Origin of the sequence: Halorubrum sp. CSM-61, from assembly GCF_003781945.1 — an archaeon.
In the GTDB taxonomy this organism is placed as follows: domain Archaea; phylum Halobacteriota; class Halobacteria; order Halobacteriales; family Haloferacaceae; genus Halorubrum.
The window spans coordinates 424450-437530 of sequence record NZ_RJJW01000001.1 but is presented as its reverse complement, the minus strand read 5'-3'; the positions used below and the strand labels follow the sequence as shown (position 1 = coordinate 437530).

9 protein-coding genes are annotated in these 13081 nt (G+C 47.8%); 7 read left to right on the top strand and 2 right to left on the bottom strand.

Going from position 1 to position 13081, the window contains the following annotated elements:
* The first annotated feature begins 150 nt into the window (after positions 1-150).
* Complete coding sequence (locus EDM04_RS02250) at positions 151-1515, top strand: helix-turn-helix domain-containing protein (RefSeq protein WP_123619540.1); 1365 nt, start codon at positions 151-153, stop codon at positions 1513-1515.
* Positions 1516-1757: 242 nt separating this feature from the next.
* Entirely contained in the window at positions 1758-3707 is a 1950-nt protein-coding gene (locus tag EDM04_RS02245) for a DUF2254 family protein (protein ID WP_123619539.1), read from the top strand.
* A gap of 147 nt (positions 3708-3854) precedes the next feature.
* On the opposite strand, the gene EDM04_RS02240 is transcribed toward EDM04_RS02245, so the two are convergent.
* Positions 3855-4145: a hypothetical protein gene (locus tag EDM04_RS02240; protein ID WP_123619538.1), complete on the bottom strand. Its 291-nt coding sequence runs from the start codon at positions 4143-4145 to the stop codon at positions 3855-3857.
* Between the two features lie 179 nt (positions 4146-4324).
* On the opposite strand from EDM04_RS02240, the gene EDM04_RS02235 reads away from it, so the two are divergent.
* The gene (locus EDM04_RS02235) at positions 4325-4861 is read left to right on the top strand and encodes a hypothetical protein (protein ID WP_123619537.1); all 537 of its coding nucleotides are present in this window, start codon (positions 4325-4327) and stop codon (positions 4859-4861) included.
* Between the two features lie 550 nt (positions 4862-5411).
* Here EDM04_RS02235 and EDM04_RS18385 read toward each other — a convergent pair.
* Positions 5412-5552 carry a hypothetical protein gene (locus tag EDM04_RS18385; RefSeq protein ID WP_164471063.1) on the bottom strand — a complete coding sequence of 47 codons (141 nt, stop codon included), beginning with the start codon at positions 5550-5552 and terminating at the stop codon, positions 5412-5414.
* A gap of 927 nt (positions 5553-6479) precedes the next feature.
* Here EDM04_RS18385 and EDM04_RS18380 point away from each other — a divergent pair.
* Genes EDM04_RS18380 through EDM04_RS02215 form a run of 4 tightly spaced genes read left to right on the top strand, consistent with a single transcriptional unit; the run spans position 6480 to position 12913 of the window.
* A complete protein-coding gene (locus tag EDM04_RS18380; protein ID WP_164471062.1) occupies positions 6480-6647 on the top strand; it encodes a hypothetical protein in 168 nt (55 codons plus the stop codon).
* Positions 6644-9448 carry a DUF499 domain-containing protein gene (locus EDM04_RS02225; RefSeq protein WP_123619536.1) on the top strand — a complete coding sequence of 935 codons (2805 nt, stop codon included), beginning with the start codon at positions 6644-6646 and terminating at the stop codon, positions 9446-9448. Before EDM04_RS18380 ends, EDM04_RS02225 begins: the two co-directional genes overlap by 4 nt.
* Complete coding sequence (locus EDM04_RS02220; protein WP_123619535.1) at positions 9441-10373, top strand: hypothetical protein; 933 nt, start codon at positions 9441-9443, stop codon at positions 10371-10373. Before EDM04_RS02225 ends, EDM04_RS02220 begins: the two co-directional genes overlap by 8 nt.
* 2 nt (positions 10374-10375) lie before the next feature.
* Positions 10376-12913, top strand: a complete 2538-nt coding sequence (locus EDM04_RS02215) for a DUF1156 domain-containing protein (RefSeq protein WP_123619534.1) — start codon at positions 10376-10378, stop codon at positions 12911-12913.
* Positions 12914-13081: the final 168 nt, after the last annotated feature.

Genomic DNA, 13081 nt, shown 5'->3' with positions numbered 1-13081 from the left:
CGGATGGTTCCGGATGGCGAGATCAGTATAAGACAGGTCGTCCTCAGGGCTACCTGTTTAGACATTCTTTTGTGGAGGTATCTGAGGCTCAAATTCTGGTTTCACCTCTGGCACGTAATGTTAAGTTGAATCTGAACTAGCACTACGACAATGGATCTGGAAGAGGAAATCAGGAGGGGAAAACCGGAAGGAGAGAGGATTGAATACAAATCAAAAGAAGCTGCCCCCCGTAAGGTTGCGAAAGAGATCGCCGCAATGTCTAACGCTGCGGGAGGTTCTATTGTGCTGGGAGTCCGAGAAGACTCTCATGGGCGGCCAGGCGAGCTGGAAGATATCGGATCCACTGATGAGATAGCTCGGTCCGTCTCTGATGTTCTTAGTCATGTCGTGGAGCCTGTGCCAGATTTTTCTACAGACATTCTAGAAATCGACGGGAAGTCACAACTGGCAATCATAGTTGAATCCACAGAAGAACTGCTAAGCTACGAACATAGGAAAATTGAGGAACCGCTATTCCCGGTTCGGAGACAAACAGAGGTGAGATACCTCAACGGCCACGAAGTACAGATTCATTATAGAGATCAAGTTCATGGGAACTCCAAAGATGACGACGAGAGGCTACTGAGGATCCCCGATTCAGAAGGTGAGCCCTCAAATTATTTTATTGAATGCCCTGATGGGCACATATCTGAATTATGTTTATTCACGCCACATTATTTTCCGAATAACCCCTACAGGGTAGTAGCACAGCTTGATTATATCTCCGAGGCGCGTGCGGAACACGTGTTCTCGGTATTAGAGGGTATATTTGGTCTGTCCGTACCGGACTGCCATTTCACAATCAACCAGTCAAACGGGGCTTGGATCGGTAGCGGCTATGAGAACTTCGTAGCAAACCTTCGCAACCGTGAAAGTCGCTACTTGGAGGTAGAGGACTCTGGTTATGAGTTAAAACTGTACGACCATGATCAAGCGGTGCTTATTTCTGATCTTGATGTCGAATACCCTGAATCAAGCGTACTCATCTACGCGGCACCGTTCACTTCGGAACCTGGGTATCGACATTTAACAGTGAACTTCCTAATTGACGGTCAGCCGGTTGATGTTCGGCCATTAGTTGAGTTTTCTGAGCAGAGTAAAATGAGACTCAGCACAGCGAAGGGTGTAGAGATCGATACCCAGGGACTCCCAAGCCCTGACGACATTCCTGTGGATCTCGTGGAGCGTACAACTAGAACTGTTGACCTTGACATTGAATCTGAAGCTAGTATTGATGGTGCTATTTGTGCGAACCCGTTTTACGGGAAGCGAGAACTTTTGGAGAACAGATTCAGTATTGATGGTGCCGCCCCTATCTCAAATTACTCCAGATTACGTGCTTTCCTGCGCGACTGGGACCAGCCAGAAGATCCACACGAATATACAGCACAGCGATTTCAGATCGCCGACTGGAACGACTTTACACGAGGTGTGTATGCCAACGTGAAACAGATTCACTTTGGTATTAATTGGTAGCGTACTAACATGGACAGGTCGATTTCGCTTAATAGGTGCTCTGTGTGGACTTGTCCGGAAACTAGTCATGACGCAGGTGAAACCTGGAGTGCGTCCGAATGTTGAACAAAACCGGTTCTAAGTCTATTCAGAGATCATATATTGAAATTGAGACTACAACGCCAATTCAGCGATTATTCAGGAAAATCTTAATTAAAGAAAGGACAGATATTAGCATATCTGGTTTGAACTCATACTAAATCGTGCTCTCTAACCCCTCTTTGGATGGTGAAAAGAAAATAATCGTCACTACTGTGGCGTTCATTCTTGTGGGCTCAGCGCTTCTCATGGACGCATATTCTGATTTCCTCAATATATTCACCTGGACATGGACACTGCTCTCCGGCAGTATATTAGTGACAATAGGAGTGGTCTTGGGCCTGCTAGCCTACAGCGTACATAATAGTGGACCTATCGCAGACAGAATCTTCGGCCGGTACTATCACACCCGATGGCGCCTCGCCCAGATCTACGTTGAGAGGAAAATACTGCTATACGGAGGAGGAATTTTATTTCTGTTCGGGGCAGTCAGTCATCTCGTATTTCCCTCGTTCCTGATCAACTCGCTTGAGAACCCAGGGACGATCATCACGACCAACACCCAGATACTGGCCACTGTTTTCGCGATTACAATTTCTCTGACACTCTTAGGACTAGAGCACTATTCACAGAGGCTCACGCCCCGAATCGCTCGGTCTGTATTGTACTCGAAATTCATTGTACTTCTCCTTGCCTCATACACCCTGTCAATCGCGGCCAATATCTTCGTCCTCTCGTTTCTTGAGGAGTTCACCGGAAGGTTCGTGTTTTACTCGTTTGTAACGTTAGTCTGGTGTCTGCTCTATCTCGTCGCCTATCTCTTTTACATCATCCGGAAGCTACAACCGGACACGCAATTGGAGATGCTCAAGGAGAGCATCCCGAACAATTTTGCCCATGAGATCGTACAGAAACATCGAGAAGGTATAATTCGAGGTACTGATGAACGGGACCGGTTCGTCGATATCCAGAAGGTTATTATCCGAACCGTTCGGGACAACGACATCTACCTGTTCGCTGAATGGTCTGGTCTTTTGTTTTCGAAAGAATTGGAGTTCTTGGAGGAAATCAGACGACGCCAGGAAGAAGACGACCCAACGTTATCAGATGATGAAGCAGATGCGATCAGTGGCTACTTTCTCCATTTGGAGCGGCAGATCTACACCGAGATACTGAAGACGGAAAACGCACAGTTCCTGAATTCGTATATTTCGAATCTTGGCGATGTACTAGACCTTTTAATCGATATGCGAGAAACGGGAATATTGGATGCGGTTACTGATCACTTCAACCAAATTGGCAGAGACATTATTGAAAAGGAGTATGAATCTGTTTTCCGGACGTACAACGATGCCTTAGAGAATATTACAAAAGCAGAGTACGAGAGCCTGCCTAGTAGCGAACACCATTCTGTGTTTCAAGACGAAATAGAAAGAATCGATGACCTCTCTGAGGAGGATCAAGAGAAACGCCTCTGGGCAATGTCGGGTAGAATGACATTTGCATATGATCGTCTTACTTTTTTTGAGGAGTACTGTACAGCTGCAGTTGACAAAGGATACGACAAGCCTGTAACCTCTGTACTCTCGACTTGCTCAGATTTGGTTGGCAAGTCAGTCGCTATCGAGAACGAACAGTATCAGGGTTTTTTGCTTCGAAACATCCTCAGCACTCAGAAAACTATCTATGACTATGCGATGGAGGAGGGCGTTGAAGTGTCGTTCATGGGTCTTGGGGGAATGGGAAGAATGATCAGCAGTCTCAGCCCGGATGACGTGGAGGATGTTGGAATGTTCTTGACTATTCATTACTGTGATAGTGCGGTAACCGCAGTAGAGAACGATGTATTCAGTGGCTTTCACGAGCTGGGGGTACTCGGACGGTCAGTAGTAGAAGACTATCCTGACTTAGCCCTCCAAGTAGTGGACGCGCTTCGAGATTCCTTGGAGATCGTGAGTGAAAGTTCAAATCACGAGAATATCACCCGGGAGATGGTTATCGAGCAGTTAGATTCGATTCAAGGCTGGAGTGATCATGATCACGAAAATGTTGATGAAAAGATAGGTGACATTTACGAAGAATTTGACATCGACGTGGACGACGTCTTAGATTGACTTATCTGAATTTTGAGCAGGTGTAGATAGGGCCTATGAACGCGTAACCTTCGTTACGTTACTTCTCACCGAAGGAGTAGAGGTATCGAAGAGTAGAGTGTGTCTGCCAACTAATGGCGTTACGGGCGGTCAATGACCTAGCTGTGGTCAGAGTATACCAAGACGAACAGCGATGAACAGACCTTGTATAACTAGCGACAGTCCACCAAGAACTATTAGAACAATAGTCAGTGCCCTTGACCAAGTTGTATACGTCTCTAAGCTTCTTCGGAGTTCTTCTAGCTCTTTTTCTAGTCGTACTTGTTGTTGCGTCTGATTCCGTATTAGAGAGTTGTTGACGGTTTGAAGTTGCGTTTGGTTCCCTTTGTGGTCCGCTTCTTCTTCTGCGTCGGAGAGAATCTCTTCCCGTGTCTTGATCCGTTCCTCATCTTCGGTCATACTACCCAGAATTTTTCAGATTATGCTGTAAAAGCTCGCGTTTCTTGATGCTACGTGAATAGGGGGAGCCGTAATGAGAATGTTGTTCGAGAAGTGATGGAGAACCAGACTATCACGGTGTGTTTTAACTTTCACTGCGGTTCGGATCCATTTAATTATCGATGAGTGTTAGTTACAATATGGACGATAAAGACAAAGATCAGCTTGCTGGAGCAGGAGTTGGAGGAGCAGCTGGCCTCCTCATCGGTGGTCCGGTTGGCGGGGTGGTCGGATCCGCGATCGGTGCTGCCCTTTCAGGTCACGAAGAGAAGCACGAGGCTGTCCTGCGTAAGAGTTTCTACGAATTTAAAGAACAGTCTTCTGACCGCGCAAAACTCTACGCGGATCACATAGATCCGGACGGGGCCAAGGATGGAAATACCGCAGGTGTAGTGTCCGGAGTTGAAGGCCGACCGGATATTGTCGTGATCGACCCGTTAACCAAGCACCTCGTCGTTGAAGTGGAAACTTGGGAAGGTATCCGAAACGACGAGAAACACGCTCTGAAGCAGTTGGCGGATTTCCGCGCTCAAGCATACCAGCGTGTCCTGATCGTCCCTGAGGAGGACATTGGAGACGTTATGGAATGGGTCGAAAAAAACGAAGAGGCCGGCAAAATTAAAGGACCAGAACTGAACTTGGCTTCCCCGGCACGCCTCGAAGGATACCTCAATTAACTTGGTGTGAACCTCATGTGGCGAGAAGCACACCCCTCTCGCTCATCTGGCGAATAGGGGCTTAGTTTTAATTCAGGTAGACATGCGGGCAGCACCATGACAAACGCAGCCGTCTACGCGGGGGTCCCGACCCGCGACCAGGAGCTCAACACACAACGCGACAACCTGCTCGACTACGCGAACAATACCGAATCTGCTGGAGCGGAATGATCTCTATCTAGGCGAGTTCTCCAGCCAATAGTAGTTCTATTCGTTATTCCAGAGGTATATGCCTCCCGAGATAGCGATCGCCAGCAGAACGAAACCCAGCCATACCACAGGATTTTGAAATGCCTCAAAGCTCGACTGTAGCATACTCTCAGAACATCAGCCGGCTTACTAATTGTTTGTGGCGCTTCGGGCTTGTGTGGAAACCTGAAGTGGTACAGAAGCGCGTAGGTTGTACGAGAGAGGCCGAATCTCCGAGGATACAAGCCAAATCGTTTAATACTATACCGTTGGTAATCTCAATCGCCTAGGGGTGGAGACGCCGGCTAACTGGCGTACTCCACTACTTCAACATCTCGACGAGCTTCGCGGCTGTCCTGATCGCCTCCAGCGTCAGCTTCAGCTCACGTATCCGGTCGAGTGGGGTTTGTTCGTCCTCGTCGCTGTCAGAATCTGAATCCGACTGGTCGTTGTCGTCACTCATCGAACGGGCTTGCGTGGAAAAGCCGGACAGACCCTGCCTAGGGGTGGAGATACCGGCTTTCCACGTATTCGGCTACGACGGTATCACCTAAAAAGGCACCCGATCGGACCGGAACTGAAACGTTTGGATAGGGCTGTTCAAGCGCGTAGTTGCGACTTCGGTAGTATACACCCCAAGTTCACGATTGTATAGAAACGCGAAAAGTGAACTTTCGAAAAGGAGTGGTGGCTATGTTTATATCCCCAATCGCGGACACGTTTTTAGGGCCGTGATGAATACAGAGCGCGTATCGGTCACGGAGCGGTATATCTAAACGGATTTATCAATCGAATTAATTTAGAATTTTTATAACATTGATGATGATTTTACTGTACTGGGTGACTCACTTGGATTGATCGCTGACCGCGTTAAGAACGCCGTTGATGCGGACGTGACTGTCCATATCATCTCGCAAGGAATTGAGATTAATCGTGAGACTGTAGATACAGTTTTAAAAATACTAAATGGACTCAATGATGTCGGGCTGGAGCTACAACGCCGAGTTGATATTCGGGACATCCGAAGTTTACTACCGGAAACTGGTCGTGCCGGTCGGCCACCGTTGAGGTTTGAATAAGACGATGGTGAGTTAGTCTCAAGTGACCAGATGGATGAGATTCGCACGGTTCTCTCAATGCGTTTAAAAAGAGAATATCTCACAGTGGAAGGCTGCGAAGCGACTGTGTGTCTCCCCGAAGTATCAACCGGGTAATGGACAACTTAGATCGATACAGGATCGAGGACTCTGCTGATGAGTGAATGGCTCCGAGATACCTAACGCGATCTCTCACCGGATGTTTAACGCACAGATCTATATTTCTATAGAAATTATAAGAATCATCTATCCACCGAACCTATATAACGCGTTCGTGGTAACAATCAGTTAATATGACGGACGGCGAGACATCAATCAGCGTTAAGAAGCTAACACGAGACGATCTTCGACGCTACAAAGCCGAAGATGGGCTTACCTACGATGAAGCGATCGCCCATCTCCTCGAATGTGCTGACTGGATCGATGACAAGAATGATTTGATGGAGAAAATCAAAGAATGACAGACACGCCCATCTCCGCACGAATTACCCCGAGCGATGAAATCCTTCGAGATGACGGGACGATTGACTCTACCGGGTTACTGGACGAAGTCAGTCTCTACAATCTCTACGATGATCGTGAGTCCCCAGAACAGGACGCAGAACGTATCCTGGAAATCACGTACCCAACAGACACGCTCTCTACAATCATCAGAAACACCGCGCGGAATCTAAACGGTGACGCTGACTTCTCCGAGGGGGGACAGATCGTCGGCGGTGGCTACGGAAGCGGGAAAAGCCACATTGAGCTTGTCATTTACCACCTTTTCAACTCGCCGGAACTCGGCCAAGCATGGGTTGACCAGCAAGGAATTGACGCAGATATCCCCACTCAAACGAAGACGGCCGCACTCCAGATGTTCAATCTGGAAAAAGACTACAACCGTCTCTCCGAAGCTGTCGGCGATTACCTCGGCATCGACGAATGGGTCGGTGGAACAGACCTCCCCACAGTTCATCAAATCCGCGACACGCTGGACGGCGAACCAGCCCTCGTCCTTCTTGACGAGTTCGAACGCTGGTACGGGATGATGGAACGAGAGGACTACCGGGATGATAACCTCGCATTCCTTCAGAACCTCCTCGAAGCCGCAGGGCGCGACGACACCCGACTCAGCGTCTTCGTGTCCCTCCTCTACGAAAACGAAGACGTCCAAGCCATTACGCAGCGAACCAACCCGTTCACACACGATCTCGGGTCCCGACGAGACGAGAAAATCGAATTTATTCTCCACCGACTTATTGGAGAGGTAACAGATGTAGACGGCGTGTCTTCACTTGCGAAGGAATACACAGATGTCTACCGGCAGAATGATCAGATCGAACTGGAGGATTACCACGACATGGAAAGACGGATTGAACGGTACTACCCGTTCCATCCGCTCACCTTAGAACTCCTAATGGAGAAGTACTCCGAGCAACGCACCAGCTCGGACGCCCGTGGGCTTCTACGATTCCTCACAGAAATCCTCAGCGACAACTACTCCGAGACAGACCTCATCCTCACCGGGAACGTTGATGTCCACAAGTACACTGATCGGTTCCAGTATATCGATAACGAACTGGTCGGGAAGTACATCAACGACTACAACCGCCTTCAAAAATCCGACGGGACATTCGATGAGTTCATTGAGGAACTAATTAACATCACCCTCCTACACAGCCTCGCACGTGCCGGCGAAGAAGGCGCAAACAAACGTGAGATGCTGATGGGTGTCATGCGGAAAGGAATCAACGCACACCGCATCATCCAAACATTCACCGAAGACGTCTACGGACATGCGTGGCACATCCACCGAATCAATGGTGAATACGCGTTCGATGTTGAGGAAAACCCTGCAGCTCGCATCGAAAAGAAAGCCGAGGATATCCACAAGCATGATGCCATCCATCGGACAGAGTCTCTGATTCAGGAAGACCTGTTCGATGGCCGAAACAACGTGTACATACTCGATCCGGTGAACACCGAACAGGATATTCCGGACAACAAGACGTTCAAAATCGTCGTTTCACTCGCAGCTAAGCAGAATTACGACGAAGTGTTTGAAGAGCTCACCACCGGTCAGAACCGTGAGTTCAACAACACACTCGTGTTGGTTACCCCCGAAAAACTCGCAGGCATCGACTCGAACACAGGTATTCGGCAACTCGCCCGAAAAGTCGTGGCGGGGGAACAACTCAAAAGGGAGGAAGAGGTCCTACCCGAAGGGTTCGAAGAAATCCACGACCAGAACTACCAGAACCTCCGAGATCGCGTCAAAGACAAGTTCGGAACCGTTCACACATCGACAGAACGTGGGCTATTCCCCCAGGCCCTGCCCACTGGTCCAGGCGTTGACTTCTACGACGCAACGGTTAGCGTCGTCAAACCGGATCCCAGTCAACTTCGATCAGAGGTCAAGAATGCGGTGAAAGACGAAGGTGCGAGTGGGATACAGTATGAACATCTCCGTAATGACTTCTACCGAGAGACTACACACGCAACGCTTACAGAAGAGTCAGAGTTGGAGGAAGCAATCAAGTCGCTTTGTCAAGGTGGTGTGATTAAAGTTGGTGGGTACTTCGAAGAACGAGTCCGGAGCCTTGGAAACGACACAAACCTTGTTCATCAGCAGTACGTCAGCAAAGATGACAACGAAAAAGACGAAGAAGAAACCAATACGATCACCGTAGACACTTCTGGCAGCGACATCGAGGGTAGCTCTGAGACGACGACCTCAGGTGGGACTATGACAGAGACTGAGACTTCCGGCAGCGGGAAAACTGCCACGCCAAAGACAGCGTTCAGCTGCCCGCAGTGCGGAGAAGAGCTGAAAAGCACATCATGTGAATGTGGGTTCGAATTTGATGCTTCAGGCGTTGTCGAAGGGGAAGTGTCGGTTGAAGGCGCGACTGTTGATCAACTCTTAGACGAGTTTGGACTTGAGAAACCCGAGGGCCCGAAAATTCGTCCCTATCCGGTCATGGGGACGATTGACGCGGATAATAAACCAGATCTGATCGATCAAATTGAACGAGAGACACAGGGGTGGGATATCCATGAAGCGACAATCACGATTGAGGGGGTGCTCACCAGCGATGACCTTGGTGAATACGGGATCAACGCCGACGCTCTGGATAAGCGGGTGAGCCTTGACGAAACGTTCGAGATTACCCCGGACGAACCCTTGGATCACAGTTCGTTCCTAGCCCTACTGTGGGACCTAAATGTCCCTAAGAAGGCATCACTCTCGGTCAAAATGCAGGTGGACAAGAATGAGTAATGAATTATACGCCGAAGAGGAATTTAATGCCCTCCTCCACGAAGAGGACATTCTTGACGGGGTATTTGAGTGTCTTAGACGGATTTGGGGGAATGAGGACGCACTTAGCGATCGGAACCTTGCTGAATCAGAGTACCAGACTCGGTTATTAGAATACGAATTGACGAAGCTATACCCTGATCTCTACGATGAGCTCATTAATGCGATGGGAGATCACCCTATAACATCAATCGAAAATGGGTGTGGGGTGATCATGGACGCTCTTAGTTTCCGTGAAGGGTTCCGATTAGAACAGGAGCTCCAGTCTGAACATGATTGGGACATCTCGTTCACGTGGGCCCCGATCGAGGGGTTGCCAAGTGAAACACAGTTCATTTGCCGTGAATGGTTCGACGCACAGAGTCCATCAGCAGTGTCACGGGATAACTTCCGCTTTATCGGCGATCGAGATGTCCCACAGCTCCCGAGTACAGATCCGGCATTCGTGTGGACGCGCCACCCAGATCAGCGACTCGAAGGTGCTCTGAAAGGGAATTACTCTATGGAGGAAGTAGAGGAGATTTACGAAGGTGTGAAGAGTCTTCTTGAAGACGTAATTCAGGAAAGTGTCCACTCTGAGTTTCTCATTACGAGCGATCACGGCTACGTGAATCACCTCGGGAACTCCCCATACTCCTTATCTGATGAAGAGGAATCCTCGTTATCAAGCAAATTCAGTAGTCGGTTCCGTGAAATCGGGAACGGACAGGCATATCGGGTGCTTGAGAATGCTAATATTATTAAAAGAGCAGGCGGCCACTACGTCGTGAGAGGACATCACAAATGGACGAAACGCGGGGCGACAAAGAAAATCATGCACGGGGGTCTCAGTCTTCCCGAGTGTATAACGCCAGTACTACAGATCGATACGACTGGAGGTAACTAACTATGACAGAAACCTGGGATAAATTACCGTTAGACATGATGGACAAATTGGCTGAGAAAGAATCCTACCGCCGCGACGTATACCGTCCGGTTTACTCCTTACACAAATGGTGGGCACGCCGTCCCGGTTCAACGTTTAGGATCCTTGGTCTTGCGGCTCTCACAGACGATTCTGTGACAAACACCGATATCATCCAAGAACGTGATTCAGGGAACCATGATGGACTATATCTAAACACAGATAGTGAGAAGATTGATAGCGATACCACCATCCTTGATCCATTCACGGGTGGCGGAGTTACGCACGTCGAATTAAATCGTCTTGGAGCTGAGACAATCGGATACGAACTTAACCCGGTTGCGTGGTTTATTACAAAGAAATCAATTGACGAAGTTAATACAGAGAAACTTGAGAAAGAATTTGAATCCCTTATATCGGATGTGAAAAGCGAACTCAGGGACTATTTCATCACCATAGATCCTAACACTGGACAAGAATCTCCAATTCTCTATTCTTTCCAAACACAGACAATTCCCTGTCTAACCTGTAATGAAGAAGTCAGATTGTTCAAAAATTACAAACTAGGGTATAAAAAGTCAAACTCTCCCGCAGCTGTATACTGTCCTAATCAAAGTTGCTCAAACCGGATTATCGAATTAAACAGAGAAGTTAAAGACGAAGAGACTTGTCCCAGTTGTAATACTACATTTGATCCGAACGATGGGAATAGTGGATACGGTAAATACACCTGTAGTAACGGGCATAAGCACGACATCAAAGAGACTCTTAACAGACTTAATGAGAAACCAGAATTTGAGTACTATGCCCTACAATATGTCGATCCACACGGAGAAAAACGGTTCAAAGAATTCGACAAAACCGACGCTGAAAAGGCCAGTGAATTGGAAGCCTTGGTTGAACAGAACGACCTCGTAATTCCGGACCAGCAAATTCCCGACGGTGACAAGACGAGATCTCTCCATAATTACAACTACACGCACTTCCGCGAATTATTTACCGACCGTCAGCTCGCTGTCCACGGCACAATATTCAAGCGTGCTTTGGAAGTCGAAGACCAGAACCTCCGCGAATTCCTCATTCTCACAGCCTCCAATATGCTGAATTTCAATTGTAAACTTTGTCGGTGGCATGTAGGAAATCAAAAGGGACTAGATGTATTCGAACGCCACGCCTATGTCCCCAAAACACAACCCGTTGAACCCAACCCCCTCAACGAACACGGAACTCTTGGTTCCCTCAGAAACGCCTTCGGAAAGCTAAATGACGCTAAGAAGTACTGTAACGAGCCGTTTGAGAAGATTAAGAATGAAAAAAGCGGGGAGGTCGTTAAACACGAGATCCTGAATGAGTCAGTTGATGAGGATTCCCTCCAGGGACTCTACTGTAAAACATCTGAGCGAATTGATCTAGAGGATGAAAGTGTGGATTATGTCATTACTGACCCACCGTACTATGACAACGTTCAATACTCGGAATTAGCTGACTACTTCTACGTCTGGTTACAGAAGTGCCTACAATCTGAGTACGAAGAGTTCGAACCTAAGCTCTCACCGAAAGCCCGAGAAATTGTCGCAAACAGCCAAGTTGGGAAGGACGAAGAGTATTTTATCGAATCATTATCTAACGTTTTCTCTGAGTGTCACAGAGTTCTCAAACCTGATGGTGAAATGGTATTCACGTACCACCACAACGAGAACGAAGCGTGGTCAGTCATTCTTGAATCCATCATCAATAGCGGATTTACAATTACCGGAGCATATCCTGTACAATCGGATAGAGACAACAGTACGCATATATCAGATCTTGACAACGCAGAATATGACATCCTCATTTATGCTAATAAGGAACAGTCAGATGAAGAAATCACACTTACTGAACTTCGACAAAATCTATTCTTCGAATTACAGGAGATGGCTACCAAAGAGCAAGAACGTCATGAGAATCTCTCAAAGGCCGACCTTGGCGTCATCCTTCGTGGAAAGTGTATGTACTACTACTCTCGGCATTTCCCGAAAGTCTACTCTGAAGGAGATCAGGCAGGAATCGATGAAGCGCTTGACACAGTAGACTCCATTATTGAACAGGTTCTTGAGGGCTCAGTTAACCTCCCAGCAAGCACTGACTCTGTTACTAAGGCATATGCAGCATTTCTACAGCGCGGCCCGGAAGAATATGATAACCTCAACAAGCAACTTCTTGCTAAGAATCTAAACGTCGGTGATTTGGAAGACGAGAAACTAGCGAAGGGATCCCGTGATCGGAAACATCCGGTTACAGCAGACGAGCGAATTACATTCATCGAGGCAAAGTTAAATAATAACGGGAAGGGAGGTAATGAATTGCTGGATATTGATAAAGTTCATTTCCTCTACCACCTCTATAAGACGGATCAAAACACCAGGGAATATCTGAAGGAGTGGAAGAGTGAAGACTTGGAAGAATTAGCTGATTTCATGGCTGATGTGACAGGAGACGACCGTTATGAACAGGTGATGAATATGGGGCTTAGCCAGTTCTAACCATGACACTACACCAAGGGTATAATATTGTGACTGAACTGGTTTCGGATACAGATAATGAACTCACTGCATTGGAGTTCTTCCGAGAAATTGAGGCAGATCAGACCGTAGACTGTCCAGTTACCGTGATAGGTTTGGACGACTTATTATATAATGCGACACAAGATT

Coding starts and splice junctions, on each gene's coding strand:
- EDM04_RS02250 (WP_123619540.1), top strand. CDS start 151: ATGGATCTGGAAGAGGAAATCAGGAGGGGAAAACCGGAAGGAGAGAGG.
- EDM04_RS18385 (WP_164471063.1), bottom strand. CDS start 5,552: ATGAGTGACGACAACGACCAGTCGGATTCAGATTCTGACAGCGACGAG.
- EDM04_RS02235 (WP_123619537.1), top strand. CDS start 4,325: ATGGACGATAAAGACAAAGATCAGCTTGCTGGAGCAGGAGTTGGAGGA.
- EDM04_RS02240 (WP_123619538.1), bottom strand. CDS start 4,145: ATGACCGAAGATGAGGAACGGATCAAGACACGGGAAGAGATTCTCTCC.
- EDM04_RS02215 (WP_123619534.1), top strand. CDS start 10,376: ATGACAGAAACCTGGGATAAATTACCGTTAGACATGATGGACAAATTG.
- EDM04_RS02220 (WP_123619535.1), top strand. CDS start 9,441: ATGAGTAATGAATTATACGCCGAAGAGGAATTTAATGCCCTCCTCCAC.
- EDM04_RS18380 (WP_164471062.1), top strand. CDS start 6,480: ATGACGGACGGCGAGACATCAATCAGCGTTAAGAAGCTAACACGAGAC.
- EDM04_RS02225 (WP_123619536.1), top strand. CDS start 6,644: ATGACAGACACGCCCATCTCCGCACGAATTACCCCGAGCGATGAAATC.